The sequence below is a fragment of the Gordonia zhenghanii genome (assembly GCF_021738965.1).
Lineage (GTDB): Bacteria > Actinomycetota > Actinomycetes > Mycobacteriales > Mycobacteriaceae > Gordonia > Gordonia zhenghanii.
This window is the reverse complement of the sequence record NZ_JAKKOQ010000006.1, coordinates 230044-250436: the sequence shown is the minus strand read 5'-3', so window position 1 is coordinate 250436 and position 20393 is coordinate 230044. Positions and strand designations below refer to the sequence as shown.

Genomic DNA, 20393 nt, shown 5'->3' with positions numbered 1-20393 from the left:
ATGCCTGACGCTGACCAGACCGTAGACCAGTCGTGGGTTCCGCCGAACCGCACGCTGCTGATCGGCGGGGCGGACGTCGAACCCGACGGCGAGACCTGGGAGGTCGTCAACCCGGCGACCGAGAAGGTCATCGCCGAGGTCGGAGGCGCCTCGGCGCCGCAAGTCGACGCCGCCGTCACCGCGGCGCGCACCGCCTTCCCGAAGTGGGCAGCGCTGTCCGGTGAAGAGCGCAGCGTCCACATCCATCGGTTCGCGGACGCCCTCGAACGAGCAGCGCACAAGTTGCTCCCGTCGATCGTCAACGAGGTCGGCACTCCGGTGGCGCTCGCCGAGTACCTGCAGGTCAAGATGGCGGTGGACGAGCATCTGAGGTGGGCGGCCGAGGCCGCGAAGACCGATCGCACGCTGCATCTGGGCGAGTACGACAAGCCCGTGCCGACGATGAGCGACGTCGTCCACGACCCGGTCGGCGTGGTCGCCGCGATCACCGGCTACAACTACCCGCTCAATCTCGCGGTGTTCAAGTTCGGCGCAGCGCTCGCCGCAGGCTGCACCGTGGTGCTGTTTCCGTCGCCGCGCACGCCTCTCACCACGTTGTTCCTCGCTGAGCTCATCAAGGAGTCGGGCCTGCCCGACGGTGTCATGAACATCGTGATCGGCGGCGTCGACGTCGGCAAGCAGTTGTCGTCGCATCCCGGTGTGGACCGCGTGTCGTTCACCGGTTCGGACGGTGTCGGCGCGCAGATCATGGCCCAGGCCGCCGCCAACCTGACCGGCGTGACCCTCGAGTTGGGCGGCAAGTCGCCGAACATCGTTCTGCCCGGCGTCGACGTGCAGAAGATCGCCGTGGAGATGCACCTGCGCTGGTCCCGCAACGGCGGACAGGGCTGTGCCGCCCTCGCGAGACTCCTCGTCCACGACAGCGTGTACGCCGAGTTCCTCGAAGCCGGCGCGAGCGCGTTCGACCAGATGATCGTCGGCGACCCCTGGGACCGGAACACCAACATCGGCCCGATGATCCGGCCGGACCACCGGGCCAGCGTCCAGAGCTTCATCGACGACTCCGTCGCAGACGGCGGCACCCGGCTTCTCGAGGTGACCAAGCCGTTGCCGGAGAAGGGCTACTTCATCAACCCCGTCCTGCTCGGCGACCTTCCGCCCGATGCGCGCGCCGTCCAGAAGGAGATCTTCGGCCCGGTGGCCGTCATCCTTCCGTTCAAGGACACCGACGATGCGATTCGGCTGGCCAACGACACCCCGTTCGGTCTGGCTGCCAACGTGTGGTGCGACGACCCGATCGAGGCCCGCCGCGTCGCCGAACAGATCCGCGCGGGAACCGTGTGGATCAACGGCGGCGGAGCCATGCGCCCGGACGCACCGTTCGGCGGCTACGGCAGATCCGGTGTCGGTCGTGAGCTCGGCGAATGGGGTATGCGCGAATACCTCGAACCCAAACACATCCAGTGGAGGATCTGATGTCAACTGACGGCGCCCCCCTCGCGGGCCTCAAGGTCGTCGAACTCGGCACCATGTACGCCGCCCCGACCGCCGGACGCATGTTGCGCGACTTCGGCGCGGACGTCGTCAAAGTCGAGGACCCGAACACGGGCGACTACGCACGCCAGTGGATACCGCAGAAGGACGGTCTCTCACTCGGCTTCTCCCGCCTGAACGCGGGCAAGCGTTCGGTCGGCATCGACTTGCGCACCGACGAGGGCCGCGAGTTGGTGAAGCGGCTGATCGCCGATGCCGACGTCGTCGTCGAGTCGTTCCGCCCGGGCCGACTGGAGGCCTGGGGTCTCGGGCCCGACGTCCTCCACGAGATCAACCCCGGCCTGGTGATCGCCCGCGTGTCCGGTTTCGGTCAGACCGGCCCGAAACGGTTACTCCCGGGATTCGGCACGGTCGCCGAGACAGCCAGCGGGTTCGCGAACGTCAACGGTCAGCCCGAGAGCCCGCCGACGTCGCCGCCGTTCGGTTTCGCCGACTCGATCGCCGGGCTGTCCGCGGCGATGGGTGTGTCGATGGCACTGTTCAACCGCAGCCGGACCGGCCGCGGCGAGGTCGTCGACGTCGCTCTGTACGAGCCACTCATGTTCATCATCGGCGACATGTTCCTCAAGTACACGGCACTCGGCGAGGTCCAGCAGCGCATCGGCAACAGCACCGGCGCGGCGTCGCCGCGCGGCATCTACGAGGCCGCCGACGGCAAGTTCCTGTCGATCGCCGCCTCGAACCAGGCGATTGCGGCGCGGCTATTCGCCGCGATGGGCACACCGGAGGTCATCGAGGACCCGCGGTATGCCACGAACGCCGACCGACTCGCACACAACGACGAGGTGCAGGCCATGGTGATCGAGTGGTGCAAGCGTGCACCCCGCGACGAGATCCTGGCGACCTTGGAGGAGTTCGAGGTGGTGTCTGCCGCGGTCAACGACGCGTCTGACGTCGTCAAGGACCCGCACTTCCAGGAGCGGACCCTCGTCGAGATCACCGGCAACGAGATCCTGCGCAACACACTCATGCCCGGCCCGGTTCTACACATGGCCGGTTACGACGGGCCCGTCTACGACGGCGTCCCCACCGTCGGCGAACAGACCCGCGACGTCCTGACCGAACGACTCGGTCTCGACGACGCCGAACTCGACCGTCTCGCTGCGGCGGGCGTCATCAATCACGGAGGCGACAAGTGAGCAACGACGGGACGGGGTTGTTCGAACTCCCCGCGAAGTACCTCGAACTACAAGCGCAGGCGCATGAGCTCGCAGTGTCGGTACGCGACATCGCGGCGCGGGCCGACGAGTCGAGCGAGACCGACCCCGACGTGCGAGCCAGGCTCGCGGCGTCGAAGCTGACCGAACTGGCCGTCCCCAAGCGGTGGGGCGGTCGTTTCGACGCCGTCGACTCGCTCGCGATGACGGTGGTGCGCGAGCAGTTGGCCGCCGAGAGCGGGCACCTCGACTCGATGTTCGCGATGCAGGGAATCGGCAGCTACGGGCTGGCCGTCGCCGGATCGGACGCGGTCAGGGACAAGTGGCTGCCGAAGGTCGCCTCCCTCGAGGCCATTGCCGCCATCGGCCTCACCGAACCGAACGTCGGATCGGACCTGAAGGCGTTGACGACGACGGCCGTCGTCGACGGCGACGAGATCGTTGTGAACGGCCACAAGTCGTTCATCACCAACGGCGGCGACGCCGCGATCTACAGCGTCCTGGCACGTGAAGGCGACGGCTACTCGCTGATCCTGGTCCCGGCCGATACGCCGGGACTGCGCACCGAGCGGCCGCATCAGATCATCGCGCCGCACGTGCTGTCGGACGTCATCCTCGCGGACGTACGCGTCCCGCTGGACCACCGGATCGGTGAGCCGGGCAAGGGCTTCTCGCTCGTGCTGGCGACGCTGGCGACCTTCCGCGTCTCGGTCGCGGGTGCGTCGATCGGCATGGCCGAGGCCGCCCTGCGTCTGGCGTTGAACCACGCGAACAGCCGCGAACAATTCGGCGGCCCGCTGTCGCGCCTCGGATCGGTTCCCGAGCACCTGGCGTCGTGCTGGACCGATATCGAGGCCGCACGCTCGCTGACCTATCGTGCGGCCGCGGCCGCTGCCCGTGACCCGCTCGCGAACCTGCATCTGTCGTCGATGGCGAAGGTGGCCGCTACGGAGACGTGCGGCCGCGTCGTCGACCGGTCTGTGCAGATCATGGGTCGTTTCGGCATCACCCGCGGCACCGATATCGAACGCCTGTACCGCGAGGCACGGCCGACACGCATCTACGAGGGTTCGACCGAGGTCATCCTCGACTCGTTGGCCAAGCAACTCGTCAAGAAGGGCATCTAGCACCATGGGCATCCTCGAAGGAAAGGTCGCGTTCATCACCGGAGCCGGGCACGGCCAGGGCCGCGCGCACGCGGTCACGATGGCACGAGAAGGCGCCGACATCATCGCGATCGACATCGACGAACCGATCGAGAACGTCCACTACGATCACGCCTCGGCCGACGACCTAGCCGAGACTGCACGGCAGGTCGCCGACACCGGGCGACGGGTGCTCTCGCGCATCGCCGACGTGCGGTCGTCCGACGCTCTCGATTCCGTCGTCGCCGAGGGCATCGAGACGTTCGGAAAGATCGACATCGTGGTCGCGAACGCCGGGATCTTCACCCAAGTCCCCTTCTGGGAGATGGAGGAGAAGGTCTGGGACGACGTCCAGGACGTCAACCTGAAGGGCGTATGGCGAACGATGAAAGCGGTCACCCCGCACTTGATCGACCGCAAGGCCGGTTCGATGATTCTGACCTCGTCGGTGAACTCGGTCGAGGGCAACGCCGCCGCTGCCCATTACGCGGCGGCCAAGCACGGCGTGGTCGGGCTCATGCGAAGCGCGGCACAGACGCTCGGCGCCTATGGGATCCGGGTCAACTCCGTCGCCCCCGGACTCATCGACAGTCCGATGACGAACTTCCAGGCGATGTACGACCAGATGGCCGGCCACCCGAACGCCGATCGCTCCGACTACGACCGCGCCGCGCTGAATTTCGGAGCGATCGCCGGACAGGGCGCGCTGACCCCGGACGCGATTGCCAACGCTGCGGCATGGCTGGCCTCCGACGGCGCATTCGCGATGACGGGCCAGAACATCGTCGTCGACGCCGGGCACACGATCCTCGCCGGCTTCAACCCCAACCCCGTCCTGCCTGCATAGACGAACCGGACGGTGGTCGAGCCCGCCGTTCATCGAGCCCCGTTCCGCTGATCGAGCCCCCTCCGTTGATCGAGCGGAGTCGAGATCCCTTGTGCGAAACCAGGTCTCGACTCCGCTCGACCAGCGGGAAGCGACTCCGCTCGACCGACAGATACCGACAACTGATGGGACACGACGATGCCTGCACCACGACCGAGCCACGACCGTCAACCCGATGACGCGACGACGGTACGAACTGTCGACGTGCTCGTTCTCGGGAGCGGTGCGTCCGGACTGTCGGCCGCCCTTGCCGCGGCGCACGCGGGGGCATCGGTCGCCGTTCATGAGAAGGCAGACCGGTTGGGCGGGACCACTGCCCTGTCGAGCGGGGTGGCGTGGCTCCCGGCGAACCATCATGCGGCGGACGCTGGTGTCACCGACAGCGTCGAGGACGGGTTGGCCTATCTGGAGGCACTCTCCAATGGCATGATCCTCCCGGAGATGGCCGAGGCGTTCGTTCGGACGGTCGGCCCGATGCTCGATTGGTTCGAGACGTCGACGCCGCTTCGCATGCGCCTGGTTCCCGGTTATCCGGACTATCACCCCGAGTTCCCCGGCGGACGGCCGCACGGCGGCCGATCGGTGGAACCAGAACTGTTCGGCTTCGGCGCGTTGGGCGATTGGGCCGATCGCGTCTTCGGATCACCGCGGCGGATGTACGTGAGCGAGTCACCGGTCGGCGGCGGAACCGGATTCCTCACTGAGGACGACGACCGCGAACGCACCGCAGGCCAGTTGGAGGGGCTCGGTCGCGCACTTCTCGGAGCCTTGCTCAAAGGTCTGCTCGACCACGGAGTCGAGCCGGTCCTCTCCAGCGCCGCCACCGAACTGATCACCGAAGACGGAGCAGTCGTCGGCGCGAGATTCGCCGACGGCATCGAGGTCCGAACCCGCCGCGGCGTGATCCTTGCGACCGGCGGTTTCGAGCGTGACCCCGAGTTGACCACGACGTTCCTGCGCGGGCCGATGAGTCATCCCGCGGGCGTACCGACCAACACCGGCGACGGTCTGCGGATGGCGATGCGGATCGGCGCAAAGCTCGGTGTGATGCGCGAGGCGTGGTGGGTTCCCGTCGTCGCCGAACCCGGGGATCCGACCGAGCAGTACGCACTCAACGGTGTCCAGCTCGTCCAACGCGAACGCTCGCTGCCGCGCAACATCATGGTCAACGTCCGCGGACAGCGATTCACCAATGAGGCCGCCAACTACAACGCTTTGGGCGGTGCGTTCCACGCGTTCGATCCGACGCAGTTCCGTCACGTCAACCAGCCCTGTTGGATTCTGTTCGATCAGGGCTTCGTCGACGAGTACGGCGGCTACGGCGTGCCTGCCGGAGGATCGATGCCGCAGTGGATCACACGCGCCGACTCGGTCGCCGACCTCGCCGCCGAACTCGGGCTTCCGCCCGGCGAGCTCACCGCCACTGTGGATCGGTGGAACGAACTCGTCGACAAGGGCCACGACGACGACTTCTTGCGTGGAGACAGTGCGTACGACGGCTGGTGCGGCGATCGGTCCCACTATCCCGGCGTGCTGTCGACGCTCGGACGCATCGACAGCGGCCCCTTCTACGCGGCGCCGCTGCACAGCAGCACGCTCGGCACCAAGGGTGGTCCGCGGACCACTACCGACTGTGAAGTACTCGACGTCGACGGCGATGTCATCCCCGGCCTGTGGGCTGTCGGGAACGCAATGGCCGCCCCCACCGGCATGGTCTACGGCGGCGCCGGAGGCACCCTCGGCCCGGCTCTCGTGTTCGGCTATCGCGGAGGACGGTCGGCTGCCGGACATCCGGTGCGCAACTGACCGCCTGACGCCTGACCGCCTGGCAGAGCTGAAACGCCTTCGTCCGAGACTTCAGACCACTATGTGGTCCGAAGTCTCGGACGAAGGTGCATCTGTGGGTGTTACCCCGTGAACCAGCTGCCGAGCATCGCACGCGGTTCGTCGCCGGGAAGCTGGACCCGGTCGTCGGCGGGAAGGATCTCGCCGTAGCGGTCCGAACGCGCCGCGTAGACGAACCGGATTCGACGGGAGGCGAACACCCACCGCCCGTCGTGGACGACGTAGGCGTCCTCGTACTCATGCGCGGCGAGTACGACTCCCCGCCCGGTGACGAGTTCGGCGTGCGCTGTCGCGATACCCTCGCCCTTCTGCCCGTCGACGTGGACGACATGGGTCTCCGGCGTGTGCAGCATTCGCCGGAATCCGCGCATCGACGCGGCCAACAACTCCAGTACCGCATCTCGTCCGGACGCCGTCTCACCGTCGCGCTCGAGCACCATGTCCGGATGGAACATGACCGCCAGAGCGTCGAGGTCGTGAGCGTCGACGGCCATCGCGTAGAGGACGGCGAGATCGCGGAGCGATTCGCGGGAGGCAGCGGCGTCGGGCGCCCCGCGTTCCGATACTGCAGACTCCGATACTGCAGACTCCGATACCCCAGTCCGGGCGCGCACCCACGCCGACAGGTCTCTCATGCCACGTCGAAACTCGGTGCAGGCAACGTCGCCAGGACGTCGAGCATCCGCTGCGGGATCGGGGCCTTCGCGAAGTCTGCGTCGCGGACGGCGAACGTCATCTGCCCCTTGGTGACGAGTTCGCCGTCTCGCGTGAACTCGAAACCCACACTGTACGAAGTGGTTCCGATCCGGTCGGCGACCGCTTGGCAGCGGATCCGGTCGAACACCGTCACCGTCTGCTTGTACTGGGCCGACGAGTTGAGACCGACGGTCACGACTCCGACCTGGTCGAGCAGTTCACCGCTGCGCAGTCCGTTCGCGAACATCCACGTCGTATAGCACCGTTCCATCCAGCGGTAATAGATGCCGAAGTAGGCGATGCCGACCATGTCGCAGTCGCCGTAGGCGAGCTGGAAATCGAGGGTTCCGTTCGCGATCGGATCCTGCGGCGTTTGATTCTCTGTCTCTGACATCGTCTCTCTCACTTCTCCATAAGCACGGTCGCGGTGCCCGACATCGCGCGGTCGGAGCCTTCGACGTCCAGCCAGACCGCACATCGGACCAGGCAGCCGTCCGGACCGTCGTCGACACCGGTCACTTCTGCTCCCGCGCGCACGGTCTGCCCGCCGAACACGTTGCCGAGGAATCGGCACCGGAACTCGCGTATCCGATCACGGCCGCCCGCCCACTCGGCGAGCATCGTCTGGATGTACCCCATGTTCAAGGGCCCCTGATTGACCGGTGCGTCGCCGAGTCCGAGCTCGGCCACAGCGCGTGTGTCCCAGTGAATCGGGTTCGGATCTGCGAGGAGCGCCGCCATCGTCTTCATTCGCCCGGGGTCGACGATCATGTCGCGACCGGTCACGACCTGGCCTACAGCAACGGTCACGACGCGTCCTTCCTCGGCAGTACCAGCGAGTTCCAACATGTGGCGACCTTCTGGTCATCTCGCCACAGGTCGAACTCGTATCCCACGATGTCGAACGTCCCGGTACGTCGGCCGACCTTGCGGTCGAACGACGTGATCCGCCCCGTCACCCGATAGTCAGCGCAGGTGAGCGAGGCATGGAACGTGGTCTGATGCTCACCGAACATCGGACCGTCGTCGGCCGTCGCACCGAACCAGGCGAACAGCTCGTCCCAGGTCATTCCCTTTCCGCCGACCGACGCCATCCACGCCATCATCGGGTGCGGTGTCTCGTCGTACGGATCGTCGCCGAGGACGTCGGCGACCAGCCACGCCCGCCACGGTTCGATCCTGTACGCGCCGCCGGGGAACTCCCGTCCCACCAGCGCCGTGTACCTCTGGACGTCGTCAGACATTCCCGTCGTGCCCCTCCCAGAACGGTCTACGGAGTTCACGCTTGAGGATCTTCCCCGTCGGAGCCTTCGGCAACTCGGAGACGAAGTCGATCGACTTCGGCTTCTGGTAGCTCGCGAGGTTCGCCCGCGCCTGGTCGATCAACTCCTGCTCCGTGGCGTCCTGCCCCGGCTTGAGCACGACGAACCCCTTGACGGACTCGCCCCACTCCTCGTCCGGAACACCGATCACCGCGCATTCCAGGACAGCTGCGTGGCTCGCGATGGCTTCCTCGACCTGCACCGAGTAGATGTTCTCGCCGCCGGAGATGATCATGTCCTTCGCGCGGTCGACGATGAAGACGTATCGCTCGTCGTCCCAGGTCGCGATGTCACCGGTCCACATCCATCCGTCGCGGAGAGTGCGTTCGGTCTGCTCGGGCTTGTTCAGGTAGCCGATCATGTTCGCCGGGCTCTTGACGATGATCTCGCCCGGGGTCGCGCCGTCGGTCGGAACGAGTTCGCCGGTCAACGGATCGACGACCCGCACCTGTGTCACGAAGCCTTCACGACCACACGACTTGAGTCGCTCGGGATGCACGCCGCGAACCGCAGCGAGGTGGTCCTCCTGCGAGAGGAACGTCATCGTGGTGCCCTCGGTCTGCCCGTACCCCTGGATGAGCGTGCACGGGAACGAGTCCAGCGCCTGCCGCACGATGTTCGACGGCATCGGGCCGCCGCCGTACTGGATATTCCGCAGGCTCGACAGGTCGTAGGAGGCGAAGTTCTCCTGCGCCATCATCCAGTTCAACATCGTCGTGACGCCGAGGAACGCCGACACCTTCTCGTTCTCGATCAGGTCCAACGCCAGCTTGGGCTCGAAGTTCATCAGAACGAGCGGACATCCGTGCTTCATGTAGTTCATCGCGAGCACGATCGGGATGTGGAACATCTGCCCGGTCAGCATGTAGACGTCGGTCGGGACGACCCGTTCGGCCACCGTCTGGTTGAGCATGCCCGCAGCCGCACTCGCGTGCGTGTGCAGAGCGCCCTTCGACGGTCCGGTGGTTCCGCCGGTGTACAGGAGGAAGAACGGATCGTCTTCGGCCACCGGGACGATGAGTTCGTCCGTCGATCCGCCGTCGATCAGTTCGTAGAAGCTGCCGTCGCCGCCCTCGCCGAACGAGAGCCAGTGCGGAATGTCGACCGTTCGCTGCAGTTCGGACACCACGTCAGCGAACTCGGCTTCGGCGATCAGCACCTTAGGCCGGGCATCGCCGAGCAACTCGCCCAACGCAGACGTCGCGAGCCGCCAGTTCAACGGCTGGGTGACCAGCCCTGCCCGACCTGCTGCGAAGTACAACGCTTGGAACTCGACGCAGTTGCGCGAGATCATGGCGACGACGTCGCCCTTCTGGAGTCCGAGCGTCAACAGGCCGTTAGCCATCCGACGGACCAGCTCGTCGAGTTCGCGCCAGTCGACGCGGCGATCGTTCGTGGAGTCGTAAATCGCTTGGTTGCCCGGCGTGAGCGCAGCCCACTTAGCCGGGATCAATCCCTGATTCATCGTCGGACTCCGCTCAGTACGGCCGGTCGAGTTCGAGATCGAGCGTACGTAGGCGCAGGTCGTCGTCGCTGCCGACGATCTCGAGTCGGTACACCCCGGCGCTGAGTACCCGGATCTCACCGTTCTCGGTCGCCAGAAGGGTCAGGTAGTGGGTCGTCCGAGTGACGCCGTCCTCGGTGCCGTGCACGATGAGGTTCGAGTTGACGTGACGGCGCTGGTCGGTCTGCGACTCGGCAGACTGCTTCATCAACGACAGGATGGCCTCCTTGCCGTCGAAGACGACGGGCTCGTTGCCGGGCAACGTCATCCGAAAGACGGCGTCGTCGGAGAAGCACGCGCCGATCGCGTCGAAGTCGGCGGTGTCGTAGCCCAGCGAGTAGCGGCCGATCAGGTTCTCGATCGATTCACGGTTCGGCATGGTTCAGACCTTTCGGGTCGGGAGGGACTGTGGGAGGGAGGGAGTGGGGCGGTCGGTGTTCAGCGGTTGACGAGGGAGCGCAGCCAGGACAGGTCGCCGCCGGTGAGGACCGATGGCCAGTCCGCGGGGCGGGGGTCCCCGTACGCGAGGTTGCGATCGTCAGTGCTCATCGTCTCGACGTAGCGGTCGGCAGGCGTGTAGTAGAAGTACGACATCACTCGGTTCGCGATCCGCCAACCGTCGGACGTGCGTCGATAGGTGTCCGCATAGCGGAGCCCGACGATCATCGGGGTTCCGTTCCGAACTACTTCGGCATGCCCGGTCAAGGTGCCCGCGGCCGTGTCAGGGTCGGTGTCGTCGAACTCGACGATCAGGCCGTGCGAATAGTGGAAGGTGGCGCCGAGTGCGTCGAAGCGCCCCTGGTATGTCGTGGCGATCGTGTCGAGACCGGTCGCATCGAACACGCCGTCGCCCGACCCGAGGTGGGCGTCCTGCGTGAAGATCTTCGGGAGCAGACCGAGGTCCCGTTCGTCCATGACGTGGAAGTACAGCAGGACCAGTTCGGCCAACTCCTGGCGGTCTTCCACCCGACGCAGTCGGGATTCGAAGTCGGCGGTCATCGCGGGATCACCCCGAAGCTGTCGATGTCGATCGGGGCGAGCATCGATTCGTCGAACAGCGCAGTGCGGACCACTGCGATCCGCTTCGCGGTCAGGACCCATCGCCCGCCGTGCCGGGTCATCGTGTCGTGGTATCGACCCCAGATCTGACGAGCTCCGCCGGCTTCGTGAGTCGTGATGGCGATGAACGTCGAGCGAACATCGACGGTGTCGTCGTCGTTGGCCGTGGCCACCACGTTCGTTGCCATGTGCTGAGCATCGCGGACGTCGGACGCCGCGAAGCGTCGGTACAGGTCGAGAAACGCTTCGCTGCCATGGCTCGTACCGTCACGCCTGGTCAGCTCGACGTCCGGGTGGACGATCTGAGCCAGTCCATCGATGTCCTTGGCGTCTACGAGCGCTTGGTATTCGTACAAGAGGCTGGTCGCCGCGTAACTGATCGCGGCGGGGTCTGAGGGGTCGAGCGGCATCTGCTTCCCTTCGATGAACGGAGTGTTCCTTGCAATCATATTCATAGAATGCGCCATGCGTCACGCGATTGAGAATCCACGCAAAGGAGCCGAGAATTTCCCTAGCCTCTCCCCAATCGGTGCATACTATGCGTATAGTTTACGTCACAAGCCAGGTCTTGTGTAACCCACACCTCCCAACCAAGACGCCACAGTCGTCGCCCGAACTAGGAGCAGCGATCCATGCCTGACACCCCCGCAACGACGTCCGTCACCGATTACGAAGTCCTCGTCGTCGGCGCAGGCTTCTCCGGCCTCTACCTCCTGCACCGCCTCCGCGCCGAGGGCCACCGGGTCCACGTCGTCGAACAGGCTCCCGAAGTCGGCGGCACCTGGTACTGGAACCGTTACCCCGGCGCCCGGTGCGACGTCGAGAGCGTCGACTACTCGTACAGCTGGGACAACGATCTGCAGCAGGAGTGGGACTGGACGGAGAAGTACCCAGCGCAGGGCGACATCCTGGCCTACCTCAAGCACGTCGCCGACCGCTTCGACCTGCGCAAGGACATCGACTTCGACACCACACTCACCGGCGCAGAATGGGACGAGTCGCAAGGTCTGTGGACGGCGACCGCCGCGGACGGCCGCGTGTACCGCGCCCGCTACCTCCTGATGGCGGTCGGTTGCCTGTCCGTCCCCAAAGACATCGACCTCCCCGGCTTCGACAACTTCGAAGGCCGCGTCCTGCGCACCTACGACTGGCCCGAGGGCGAACATCTCACCGGGCAGCGAGTCGGCGTGGTCGGCACCGGTTCGACCGGAGCACAGGTGATCCCGGCACTCGCCGAGACCGTCGGCGACCTCACAGTCGTCCAGCGCACGCCGAACTTCGTCATTCCGACGCGCAACCGCCCGCTGCACGACGGCGAGCTCGAGGGCATCAAGGCCGATTACCCCGACCGGCGTGTCCGCAACCGGACACACGCGGCAGGCGTCTTCCGCAACGACAACCCTAAGAACGCGTTCGAGGTGGATGCCGAGGAGCGTCGATCAACGTTCCAGGAACGCTGGGAGGGCGGTGGCATCAACTTCCTCGGATCGTTCGCGGACCTGATGTTCGACCAAGCTGCCAACGACGCGGTGGCCGAGTTCGTCCACACCAAGATCGACGAGATCGTCGACGATCCCGAGACCGCCGGATCGCTCAAGCCCAAGAGCTATCCGCTCGGTGCGAAGCGTCCCGTCGTCGCCACCGATTACTACGAGACGTACAACCGCGACAACGTCCACCTCGTCGACGTGAAGAAGCGCCCGCTCGACACCTTCACCGAGAAGGGCTTCCGACTCGCCGACGGCACCGAGTATGAGCTGGACACCATGGTGCTCGCCACCGGCTTCGACGCGTTCACCGGACCGTTCACCAAGATGGACATCCGCGGGACCGAGGGCCGAAGCCTCGCCGAGACGTGGAATCGAGACGGCGCCAAGACACACCTGGGGCTCGGCACCGCCGGGTTCCCGAACATGATCATCGTCGCGAGCGTCGGCAGCCCGTCGGTTCTCGCCAACATGGTGACCGCCATCGAGCAGCACGTCGAGTGGATCTCGCGACTGCTCGACACGATGCGCGAAGAGGGCTACACGACGATCGAGGCACAGGAGCCCGCGCAGGAGGCGTGGGTGCAGACCGTCGAAGACGTCGCTGCAATGACGCTGTGGCCCAACGGCGACTCCGGCTCGTGGTATCGCGGAGCCAACATCGACGGCAAGGTGCAGATCTTCATGCCCTACGCAGCCGGAATCGTCGAATACGGCAACGCGATCGACAAATCCGCAGCCAACAATTACGAGGGCTTCACTCTCTCCTGATCCGCCCTGACTCCTGATCCGCACTGACTTCCACCGAACCGAAAGAGGAAATCCCATGGCAATCCCAAGCTACGACAAACTGTTCATCGGCGGCGAGTGGGTCGAGCCTGCGACCGACCGCAAGATCGAGGTCGTCTCCCCCATCAACAACCAGGTCATTGCGACGGTCCCCGAAGCCACCGAGGCGGATATGGACCGTGCTGTCGCCGCGGCGCGCGAGGCGTTCGACAACGGCCCGTGGCCGCGGATGACGCCGGAAGAGCGGGCCGGTTACCTCAAGCGTGTCGGCGAGGAGGTCGTCAAGCGCAGCCCGGCGATGGCCGAGTCGTTCACAAACGAGATCGGAGCACCGGCCGCGGTGGCGACCGCCTTCCACGAGAACGCCCGCAAGATGTGGGACGACGCATCGACCCTGTACAAGCGCTTCGAGTTCGAAGAGGAGCGCACCTGGGACGAGAGCGGCCGCGGAAAGCTCGTACGCGAACCCGTCGGCGTCGTCGCAACGATCATCCCGTGGAACGGTCCGGTGGCCACCGGTTCACTCAAGCTCGGCCCGGCGCTCGCCGCAGGCTGCACCGCGGTGTTCAAACCGGCGCCGGAGGGTCCGGTCAGCGTCATGATGCTCGCCGAGGCATTCGAGGCCGCAGGCCTTCCTGCCGGTGTCGTCAATGTGGTCCCGGCCGGCCGCGAAGCCGGGCAGTACCTCATCGAGCACAAAGACGTCGACAAGGTCTCCTTCACCGGCAGCACAGCGGCCGGACGCAAGATCATGGCGTCGGTCGCCGAGCGCATCGGCAACATCAGCCTGGAACTGGGCGGCAAGTCGGCAGCCATCCTCACCGAGGATGTCCCGCTGGAGAAGGTCCTGCCGACCCTCGTCTTCGGTGGCCTCGGCAACTCGGGGCAGGTGTGCGCCGCGCTGACCCGAGTCCTCGTCCCCCGCTCCCGCCAGGACGAACTCGTCGACGCGATGGTCGCCGCCTACAAGGAGGTCAAGGTCGGCGACCCCCGTGAGGAGGGCGTTGCTCTCGGACCCCTGGCGGCAAAGCGCCAGCAGGAACGCGTCCTGGAGTACATCGAGGTCGGCAAGAGCGAAGGCGCTCGCGTCGCCATCGGCGGCGGCGTCCCAGACGGGCTCGAAGAAGGCGCCTACGTCGAGCCGACCATCTTCGCCGACGTGACGCGCGACATGCGCATCGCCAACGAAGAGATCTTCGGACCAGTCGTCGCCGTGATCCCCTACGACACGGTCGACGAGGCCGTCGACATCGCCAACAGCACCGACTACGGCCTGTCGGGCGCCGTATACGCGGCCGACGACGCCACTGCCGAGGCGATCGCGCGCCGAGTCCGAACCGGCCAGATCGGCGTCAACACCTGGGACATGTGCGTCACTCAGCCGTTCGGCGGCTACAAGCAGTCCGGAATCGGCCGTGAGGGCAACGTCGAAGGCCTCAGCGCGTTCCTCGAGACCAAACTGATGATGTACTGATCGGTTCTGCGCTCTCGCGCGAAGCCTGAACAACACAGAAGGGGCTCCGCCGGACATCGGTCCGACGGAGCCCCTTCCTCGTGTATCCACTGGCGGACCCGTTCAGCGTGCGAGACGTACCGGACGCACACGAGACGCGGCCGGCACGAACACCACTGGGCTGTGAGTGGCATTCGTCCCGGCCGCGTCGAGTGAGCGGTCGTCGGTCCTGCTAGTGGTCGATCCCGCTAGCCGTATACCCCACTAATCATCTACGACCGTGAGAGCGACTTCGGGGCACGACTCGACGCCGAGCGCTGCGCCGTCTTCCAACTCTGCGGGGATGTCGCCGGTGAACCGTACGACCACTTGCCCTTCGTCGTCGGTGTCGTACACGTCCGGAGCCGACATCCGGCACAGGCCGTGACCCTGACACTTCGACTGATCTGCCTGAATCCTCATCTTCTCAACCTTTCTCTCACGAGCTGTGACCAGCAGCGGGATCGTCCCGCGCGACTCGCTGGCGGTAACGATTCTCGCGCCGGCCAGTGTCCGCGACTTGACGTCCAACTAGTAATAACTATTATCATAGTATAAGTGAGACGGCACACATGAAGGAGAGCACTGTGACCAACGAGCGCCGCTGCCCGGTTACCCAGTTCGATCACCATTCAAGCGAGCACACACAGAACCATGTGGCCATTTACCGAAACCTGCGTGAAGAGACCCCAGTCGCGTGGACCGAGACGCACGGCGGCTACTGGGTGTTGTCAGATTACGCATCGGTCTACGAGGCTTCGCGCGATGACGACCTGTTCTCCTCCGCGCGCCACGACGAGTACGGCGGCCCCGGCCTCGCAGTCACGATTCCCAAGGCTCCGACCGAGTTCCACATCCCGATCGAGATCGATCCGCCGAACTCGGCTCCGTACCGCAAGCTGATCAATAAGGTCACTGCGCCGAAGGCCGCTGAGAAGCTCGAGCCCATGATCAAGCACTACGTGACGGGCATCCTCGACTCGGTGATCGAGACCGGCGAAGCCGATCTGGCGATCGTCGCCGGCGTCCCGGCCATGGTCGTCATCGACTGGTTGGGCCTCGACCCCGCCGAGTACCAGGTGTACGTCGACGCGATGCACACCTTGGTGTCCGCGGCTCCGGGCTCGCCCGAGTACAAGCACGCAGCCGAGGTGTCCGTCCCCTGGGTCGAGGCGACTGTCCGCGAGCACATCCGCCACCGCCGCGAGAATCCCGCGGACGACACCACGAGCTACTTCATCGACGCCGAGATCAACGGCGAGAAGATGACCGACGACGAGATCTACTCGATCCTCGAGCTGGTCATCTCCGGCGGAGTCGGCACCACCGCGTCATTGGTGACCCAATCCCTGGTGTGGCTGTACCAGCACCCGGACGAGCGCGCGCAGCTCATCGAGAACCCGTCGATGATCGACGTCGCGATGGAGGAGTTCCTCCGCGTGTTCTCACCGACCCAGGCGCTAGGCCGGACCATCATGGACGATGCCGAGTTCCACGGCTGCCCCGTCCAGAAGGGCGACCGCGCACTCCTGTCGTGGGCCTCGGCCAATCGCGACGCCGAGCAGTTCACCGACCCCGACGAGGTCGACATCACGCGCTGGCCCAACCGCCACATCGCGTTCGGCGTCGGCGTACACCGGTGTGCAGGCCTCTACATCGCGAAGGGACTCGCCCGCGAGATCTTCACCCAGGTCTTCGAGCGAATGGGCGACTACGTCGTCGACATGGACAACGTCGTCACGTACCCGGACCAGGGGACCAACGCGGGCTTCCACTCGATCCCGGTCACCTTCACCCCGGGCGAGCGACGTCTGGGCGACACCCCGCTGTTCGCCGAGCACTACACGAAGGCCTGATGAGCACAGTGAACGAGACCGCTGGCGCCGTTCAGCTCGACGGCCGCGTCGTGGTCGTCGGCGGCGGACTTGCGACGGCCCGCATCGTGTCGACGCTGCGCCGCAAGAAGTTCACCGGAGCGATCGACATCGTCGCCGCCGAGGAGCATCTGCCGTACGACCGTCCGCCACTGTCGAAGGACGTGCTGTTCGGCGTCAAGGACAGCACGGCCCTGCCGTTCGACCCGACCAAGCTCGACGTCACCGTCCACACCGGACGAGTCGCGACCGGCGCCGACACTCAGGCGCGCGTACTGCACACCGACCGCGGCGACCTCCCGTTCGACGGCCTGGTCATCGCGACGGGAGCGGACCCGATCCGACTTCCGGGCGACGGCGAGCAGCTCACGCTTCGAACGATCGACGACGCGTTGGCCCTCCGTGACCGACTGACGCCCGGAGCCCGCGTCGTCATCATCGGCGCCAGCTGGATCGGAGCAGAGGTCGCAACGGCAGCCATGTCCCACGGGTGCGAGGTCACGTGCCTCGAATACTCCGAGGCCCCACTGTCGAACGCGCTCGGTGTAGACGTGGCTGACCGTCTTCTGCCGTGGTGGTCCGGCGTCGACCTGCGATGTGGCACGTCAGTCCGGGAGGTGAGCGGCGAGGGCGTCGTCCTCACCGACGGCACCGTGGTTCCGGCGGACGTGGTCGTCACCGGGATCGGTGTGCGGCCGGCGATCGGCTGGCTGGACGGCTCAGGCCTGACGATCGACCGCGGCGTCCTCACCGACGAGTACTGCCGAACCGACGTACCCGGTGTCGTCGCGCTCGGCGACGTCGCCCAACGGTGGTCTCCGAAAACGAATCAGCATGCTGCCGTGGAGCATTGGGATGATGCCGGCGGTGCGGCGACGACCGCGGCGCTCGCACTGATCGGCGAGGCCCTGGCCTTCGACCCGGTGCCGTACTTCTGGTCTGACCAGTTCGGCCACAAGATTCAGTACGTCGGCAAGCACGGCCCCGACGACACGGTGGCGATCACGACCTCCGACGACGGGGACCTCGACACCGCCAGGTGGACTGCACCGGACGGCACGCTCTCGGCCTGGCTCGGCGTCGACCGTCCGCGCGACGTCATCGCCGCACGGACTGCGGTCGGAACGTCGGCAGCAGAGTTCGTGTCCGCCCATGCCTGACATCATCCGATCCGCGCACGGTGATCGCTATACGAAGGAGGCACGCCCATGAGCGGTGTGAACGTGACTCGAGAAGACGACGTCGTCTGGGTCGAGCTCGATCGACCCGAACGGTTGAACGCGTATGACATCGATATGGCTCGGGCCATGATCGACGCGTTCGGATCGGCGTCGGACGCCTACGCCGTCGTCTTGACCGGCGCGGGCCGGGGTTTCTGCGCCGGCGGTGCCCTCAATCAACTCGACGATCCGGATCCGGCGCTGCTGCGTGAGCTCTTCACCGCATCACTGCAGGTGTGCGACGCGATCCGCAGCTGCCCACGTCCGGTGATCGCTGCCGTGAACGGTGCAGCGGCAGGCGGTGGAAACGAGTTGGTGATCGCGTGTGATTTCGCGATCGCGGCCGAGAAGGCGACCTTCGGCCAGACCGGGCCGCGCGTCGGCTCGTCACCCGTGCTCGGCGCGACGAACATCCTGCCGATTCAGATCGGCGAGAAGCGCGCCAAGGAGATGGCGATGCTGTGCCGGCGCTACACCGCGCAACAGGCACTCGATCTCGGCCTGATCAACGAGGTCGTGCCCGGCGACCAGTTGACGGCGCGCGTCGGCGAGTGGATCGACGAGATCAAGGCGCTCAGTCCTCGGTATCTGGAGATCACGAAGCTGAGCAGCAATCTGTACTGGAACAACGCGCAGGACTCGATGCGCAACGGCCTGGGCATGCTCCTGCAGGCCATCGGCAGCCCCGACATGGTCGAGGGCGCGGGCGCGTTCCTAGCAGGACGGGCGCCCGAGTTCCCGCCGCCTCCGCGGCCCCGCGACCAGTAGGTGCCGTGACCAGTAGCCCACCCACGTCCAGAGCCCCTTCCCACCTGAGCAACAGGAGTGTGAGACCTACATGTCCGCAACCAGCTACGACTTGACCGGCAAGGTCGCCCTGGTCACCGGCGGCAGCCGCGGCCTCGGTCGCGCGATGGTCCAGGCGCTCGCCGAGGCAGGCGCCGACGTGGTGATCGCGAGCCGCAAACTCGACGCGTGCGAGGTCGCAGCGCAGGAGGTACGCGCGTCGACGGGCCGCCGTGCATTGCCGCTGGCGTACCACGTCGGCAACTGGGACGACGCCGAGCCGACTGTCGATGCGATTGTGAAGGAGTTCGGGCGACTGGACATCCTGATCAACAACGCAGGCATGTCGCCGTTGTACGACGGAGTCGAGACGATCAGCGAAGCGCTGTGGGACAAGGTATTCGACGTCAACCTGAAGGGCCCGTTCGCGCTGTCGATCGCAGCAGGACAACAGATGGCGACCCAGGGCGGTGGTTCGATCATCAGTATCAGCAGCCGAGCGTCCGAGCGCCCTCGTCCGCACACCCTCCCCTACGCGGCGGCGAAGGCCGGCCTGAACGCGATGACAGTCGCATTGGCGCACGCGTTGGGTCCCGACGTCCGCGTCAACGCGATCATCGCGGGCACCTTCCTCACCGACGTGAGCAAGTCGTGGGACGCCGATGCGTTCGCTCAGCGAGCCCAGACATTCGCGCTCGGCCGAGGCGGCGATCCCACGGAGATCACCGGAGCCGCCCTCTACCTGGCGAGCGACGCCAGTTCGTATACGACCGGGTCGATGCTCACCGTCGACGGCGGCCAGCCCTGACGGCCTCGCCCGTCCCCTACTTCTCGAAGGAGAATCCCATGCCCGGCCTCTGGTACGAAGAGTTCGAGATCGGCAAAGAGTATCGTCACGCCTGGTCGCGGACGGTCACCGAATACGACAACATCCTGTTCACGTCGATCACGATGAACCCGGCCCCCATCCATCTCGACGCCGAGTACATGGCGACGCAGCCGCACGGCCAGCGCTTGATGAACAGCCTGTACACGGCAGGCCTCGTCGGCGGAATGATCGTGTACGACCTCACGATGGGTACGACGATCGGCAATCTCGGATACACCAAATTCGACTTCCCGAACCCGGTGTTCCACGGCGACACGATCCGCGCCGAGAGCACCATCCTCGACAAGCGCGAGTCCAAGAGCCGCACCGATTCGGGCATCGTCTACTTCGAGCACCGCGGCATCAACCAACGCGACGAACTCGTCCACATCTGCCACCGCGCGGGCCTCATGCAGAAGAAGCCGACCGACGCCTGAGTAGTTCAACAGATCTCGACTCCGCTCGATCAACGGATAGCTGGTCGAGCGGAGTCGAGACAGCGTCGCTGGTCGAGCGGAGTCTGCGAGACAGCTTCGCTGGTCGAGCGGAGTCTGTGAGACAGCTTGCTGGTCGAGCGGAGTCTGTGAGACAGCTTCGCTGGTCGAGCGGAGTCGAGACCCTGTACCGCACAACAGATCTCGACTCCGCTCGATCAACGGGGGGCCCGCTCGATCAACGGGGGCCCGCTCGATCAACGGGGGGAAGTCCG

The 20393-nt window shown here is 65.8% G+C and carries 21 protein-coding genes; 12 read left to right on the top strand and 9 right to left on the bottom strand.

Annotated elements, in window-relative coordinates; all coding sequences use genetic code 11:
• From L5G32_RS07990 to L5G32_RS07970, 5 genes are all read left to right on the top strand, one after another.
• Entirely contained in the window at nucleotides 1-1476 is a 1476-nt protein-coding gene (locus L5G32_RS07990; RefSeq protein ID WP_237010498.1) for an aldehyde dehydrogenase family protein, read from the top strand.
• Nucleotides 1476-2693 carry a CaiB/BaiF CoA transferase family protein gene (locus L5G32_RS07985; RefSeq protein WP_237010497.1) on the top strand — a complete coding sequence of 406 codons (1218 nt, stop codon included), beginning with the start codon at nucleotides 1476-1478 and terminating at the stop codon, nucleotides 2691-2693. The genes L5G32_RS07990 and L5G32_RS07985 overlap by 1 nt, the downstream gene beginning before the upstream one ends.
• Nucleotides 2690-3838, top strand: coding sequence for an acyl-CoA dehydrogenase family protein (locus L5G32_RS07980; protein WP_237010496.1), 1149 nt, complete (start codon nucleotides 2690-2692; stop codon nucleotides 3836-3838). Before L5G32_RS07985 ends, L5G32_RS07980 begins: the two co-directional genes overlap by 4 nt.
• A gap of 4 nt (nucleotides 3839-3842) precedes the next feature.
• Nucleotides 3843-4703, top strand: coding sequence for a mycofactocin-coupled SDR family oxidoreductase (locus L5G32_RS07975; RefSeq protein ID WP_237010495.1), 861 nt, complete (start codon nucleotides 3843-3845; stop codon nucleotides 4701-4703).
• 177 nt (nucleotides 4704-4880) lie between these two features.
• On the top strand, nucleotides 4881-6548 hold the full coding sequence (locus L5G32_RS07970; protein ID WP_237010494.1) for an FAD-dependent oxidoreductase: 1668 nt from the start codon (nucleotides 4881-4883) through the stop codon (nucleotides 6546-6548).
• Nucleotides 6549-6649: 101 nt separating this feature from the next.
• Here the strand turns inward: L5G32_RS07970 and L5G32_RS07965 are convergent, their stop codons facing one another.
• From L5G32_RS07965 to L5G32_RS07930, 8 genes are read right to left on the bottom strand one after another with little or no spacing between them, the layout of a single operon-like run.
• Nucleotides 6650-7222, bottom strand: a complete 573-nt coding sequence (locus L5G32_RS07965; RefSeq protein WP_237010493.1) for a nuclear transport factor 2 family protein — start codon at nucleotides 7220-7222, stop codon at nucleotides 6650-6652.
• Complete coding sequence (locus L5G32_RS07960) at nucleotides 7219-7677, bottom strand: acyl-CoA thioesterase (protein WP_237010492.1); 459 nt, start codon at nucleotides 7675-7677, stop codon at nucleotides 7219-7221. Before L5G32_RS07960 ends, L5G32_RS07965 begins: the two co-directional genes overlap by 4 nt.
• Nucleotides 7678-7685: 8 nt before the next feature.
• On the bottom strand, nucleotides 7686-8093 hold the full coding sequence (locus L5G32_RS07955; RefSeq protein WP_237010491.1) for a MaoC family dehydratase: 408 nt from the start codon (nucleotides 8091-8093) through the stop codon (nucleotides 7686-7688).
• Entirely contained in the window at nucleotides 8090-8527 is a 438-nt protein-coding gene (locus L5G32_RS07950) for a hypothetical protein (RefSeq protein WP_237010490.1), read from the bottom strand. The genes L5G32_RS07955 and L5G32_RS07950 overlap by 4 nt, the downstream gene beginning before the upstream one ends.
• Complete coding sequence (locus L5G32_RS07945; protein ID WP_237010489.1) at nucleotides 8520-10070, bottom strand: AMP-binding protein; 1551 nt, start codon at nucleotides 10068-10070, stop codon at nucleotides 8520-8522. Before L5G32_RS07945 ends, L5G32_RS07950 begins: the two co-directional genes overlap by 8 nt.
• A gap of 13 nt (nucleotides 10071-10083) precedes the next feature.
• Nucleotides 10084-10488 carry a nuclear transport factor 2 family protein gene (locus L5G32_RS07940; protein ID WP_237010488.1) on the bottom strand — a complete coding sequence of 135 codons (405 nt, stop codon included), beginning with the start codon at nucleotides 10486-10488 and terminating at the stop codon, nucleotides 10084-10086.
• Nucleotides 10489-10547: 59 nt separating this feature from the next.
• Nucleotides 10548-11108 carry a nuclear transport factor 2 family protein gene (locus tag L5G32_RS07935; protein ID WP_237010487.1) on the bottom strand — a complete coding sequence of 187 codons (561 nt, stop codon included), beginning with the start codon at nucleotides 11106-11108 and terminating at the stop codon, nucleotides 10548-10550.
• The gene (locus tag L5G32_RS07930; protein WP_237010486.1) at nucleotides 11105-11617 is read right to left on the bottom strand and encodes a nuclear transport factor 2 family protein; all 513 of its coding nucleotides are present in this window, start codon (nucleotides 11615-11617) and stop codon (nucleotides 11105-11107) included. The genes L5G32_RS07935 and L5G32_RS07930 overlap by 4 nt, the downstream gene beginning before the upstream one ends.
• Before the next feature lie 183 nt (nucleotides 11618-11800).
• Here L5G32_RS07930 and L5G32_RS07925 point away from each other — a divergent pair, with 183 nt between their 5' ends.
• On the top strand, nucleotides 11801-13426 hold the full coding sequence (locus L5G32_RS07925) for a flavin-containing monooxygenase (protein WP_237010485.1): 1626 nt from the start codon (nucleotides 11801-11803) through the stop codon (nucleotides 13424-13426).
• Nucleotides 13427-13481: 55 nt separating this feature from the next.
• Nucleotides 13482-14918 carry an aldehyde dehydrogenase gene (locus L5G32_RS07920; protein ID WP_237010484.1) on the top strand — a complete coding sequence of 479 codons (1437 nt, stop codon included), beginning with the start codon at nucleotides 13482-13484 and terminating at the stop codon, nucleotides 14916-14918.
• Between the two features lie 243 nt (nucleotides 14919-15161).
• Here L5G32_RS07920 and L5G32_RS07915 read toward each other — a convergent pair whose 3' ends face one another.
• Complete coding sequence (locus tag L5G32_RS07915; protein WP_237010483.1) at nucleotides 15162-15359, bottom strand: ferredoxin; 198 nt, start codon at nucleotides 15357-15359, stop codon at nucleotides 15162-15164.
• Between the two features lie 164 nt (nucleotides 15360-15523).
• Here L5G32_RS07915 and L5G32_RS07910 point away from each other — a divergent pair, with 164 nt between their 5' ends.
• The 5 genes from L5G32_RS07910 (at nucleotide 15524) to L5G32_RS07890 (ending at nucleotide 20121) form a co-directional block, all read left to right on the top strand.
• Entirely contained in the window at nucleotides 15524-16792 is a 1269-nt protein-coding gene (locus tag L5G32_RS07910; RefSeq protein ID WP_237010482.1) for a cytochrome P450, read from the top strand.
• Nucleotides 16792-17970 carry an NAD(P)/FAD-dependent oxidoreductase gene (locus tag L5G32_RS07905; protein ID WP_237010481.1) on the top strand — a complete coding sequence of 393 codons (1179 nt, stop codon included), beginning with the start codon at nucleotides 16792-16794 and terminating at the stop codon, nucleotides 17968-17970. The genes L5G32_RS07910 and L5G32_RS07905 overlap by 1 nt, the downstream gene beginning before the upstream one ends.
• A 48-nt stretch (nucleotides 17971-18018) precedes the next feature.
• Entirely contained in the window at nucleotides 18019-18798 is a 780-nt protein-coding gene (locus L5G32_RS07900; protein WP_237010480.1) for an enoyl-CoA hydratase/isomerase family protein, read from the top strand.
• 70 nt (nucleotides 18799-18868) lie between these two features.
• Nucleotides 18869-19624 carry an SDR family NAD(P)-dependent oxidoreductase gene (locus L5G32_RS07895; RefSeq protein WP_237010479.1) on the top strand — a complete coding sequence of 252 codons (756 nt, stop codon included), beginning with the start codon at nucleotides 18869-18871 and terminating at the stop codon, nucleotides 19622-19624.
• A gap of 38 nt (nucleotides 19625-19662) precedes the next feature.
• Nucleotides 19663-20121: a MaoC family dehydratase gene (locus L5G32_RS07890; protein WP_237010478.1), complete on the top strand. Its 459-nt coding sequence runs from the start codon at nucleotides 19663-19665 to the stop codon at nucleotides 20119-20121.
• Nucleotides 20122-20393: the final 272 nt, after the last annotated feature.

Coding starts and splice junctions, on each gene's coding strand:
- L5G32_RS07985 (WP_237010497.1), top strand. CDS start 1,476: ATGTCAACTGACGGCGCCCCCCTCGCGGGCCTCAAGGTCGTCGAACTC.
- L5G32_RS07930 (WP_237010486.1), bottom strand. CDS start 11,617: ATGATTGCAAGGAACACTCCGTTCATCGAAGGGAAGCAGATGCCGCTC.
- L5G32_RS07925 (WP_237010485.1), top strand. CDS start 11,801: ATGCCTGACACCCCCGCAACGACGTCCGTCACCGATTACGAAGTCCTC.
- L5G32_RS07950 (WP_237010490.1), bottom strand. CDS start 8,527: ATGTCTGACGACGTCCAGAGGTACACGGCGCTGGTGGGACGGGAGTTC.
- L5G32_RS07945 (WP_237010489.1), bottom strand. CDS start 10,070: ATGAATCAGGGATTGATCCCGGCTAAGTGGGCTGCGCTCACGCCGGGC.
- L5G32_RS07905 (WP_237010481.1), top strand. CDS start 16,792: ATGAGCACAGTGAACGAGACCGCTGGCGCCGTTCAGCTCGACGGCCGC.
- L5G32_RS07900 (WP_237010480.1), top strand. CDS start 18,019: ATGAGCGGTGTGAACGTGACTCGAGAAGACGACGTCGTCTGGGTCGAG.
- L5G32_RS07990 (WP_237010498.1), top strand. CDS start 1: ATGCCTGACGCTGACCAGACCGTAGACCAGTCGTGGGTTCCGCCGAAC.
- L5G32_RS07970 (WP_237010494.1), top strand. CDS start 4,881: ATGCCTGCACCACGACCGAGCCACGACCGTCAACCCGATGACGCGACG.
- L5G32_RS07890 (WP_237010478.1), top strand. CDS start 19,663: ATGCCCGGCCTCTGGTACGAAGAGTTCGAGATCGGCAAAGAGTATCGT.
- L5G32_RS07965 (WP_237010493.1), bottom strand. CDS start 7,222: ATGAGAGACCTGTCGGCGTGGGTGCGCGCCCGGACTGGGGTATCGGAG.
- L5G32_RS07920 (WP_237010484.1), top strand. CDS start 13,482: ATGGCAATCCCAAGCTACGACAAACTGTTCATCGGCGGCGAGTGGGTC.
- L5G32_RS07940 (WP_237010488.1), bottom strand. CDS start 10,488: ATGCCGAACCGTGAATCGATCGAGAACCTGATCGGCCGCTACTCGCTG.
- L5G32_RS07975 (WP_237010495.1), top strand. CDS start 3,843: ATGGGCATCCTCGAAGGAAAGGTCGCGTTCATCACCGGAGCCGGGCAC.
- L5G32_RS07915 (WP_237010483.1), bottom strand. CDS start 15,359: ATGAGGATTCAGGCAGATCAGTCGAAGTGTCAGGGTCACGGCCTGTGC.
- L5G32_RS07935 (WP_237010487.1), bottom strand. CDS start 11,108: ATGACCGCCGACTTCGAATCCCGACTGCGTCGGGTGGAAGACCGCCAG.
- L5G32_RS07895 (WP_237010479.1), top strand. CDS start 18,869: ATGTCCGCAACCAGCTACGACTTGACCGGCAAGGTCGCCCTGGTCACC.
- L5G32_RS07960 (WP_237010492.1), bottom strand. CDS start 7,677: ATGTCAGAGACAGAGAATCAAACGCCGCAGGATCCGATCGCGAACGGA.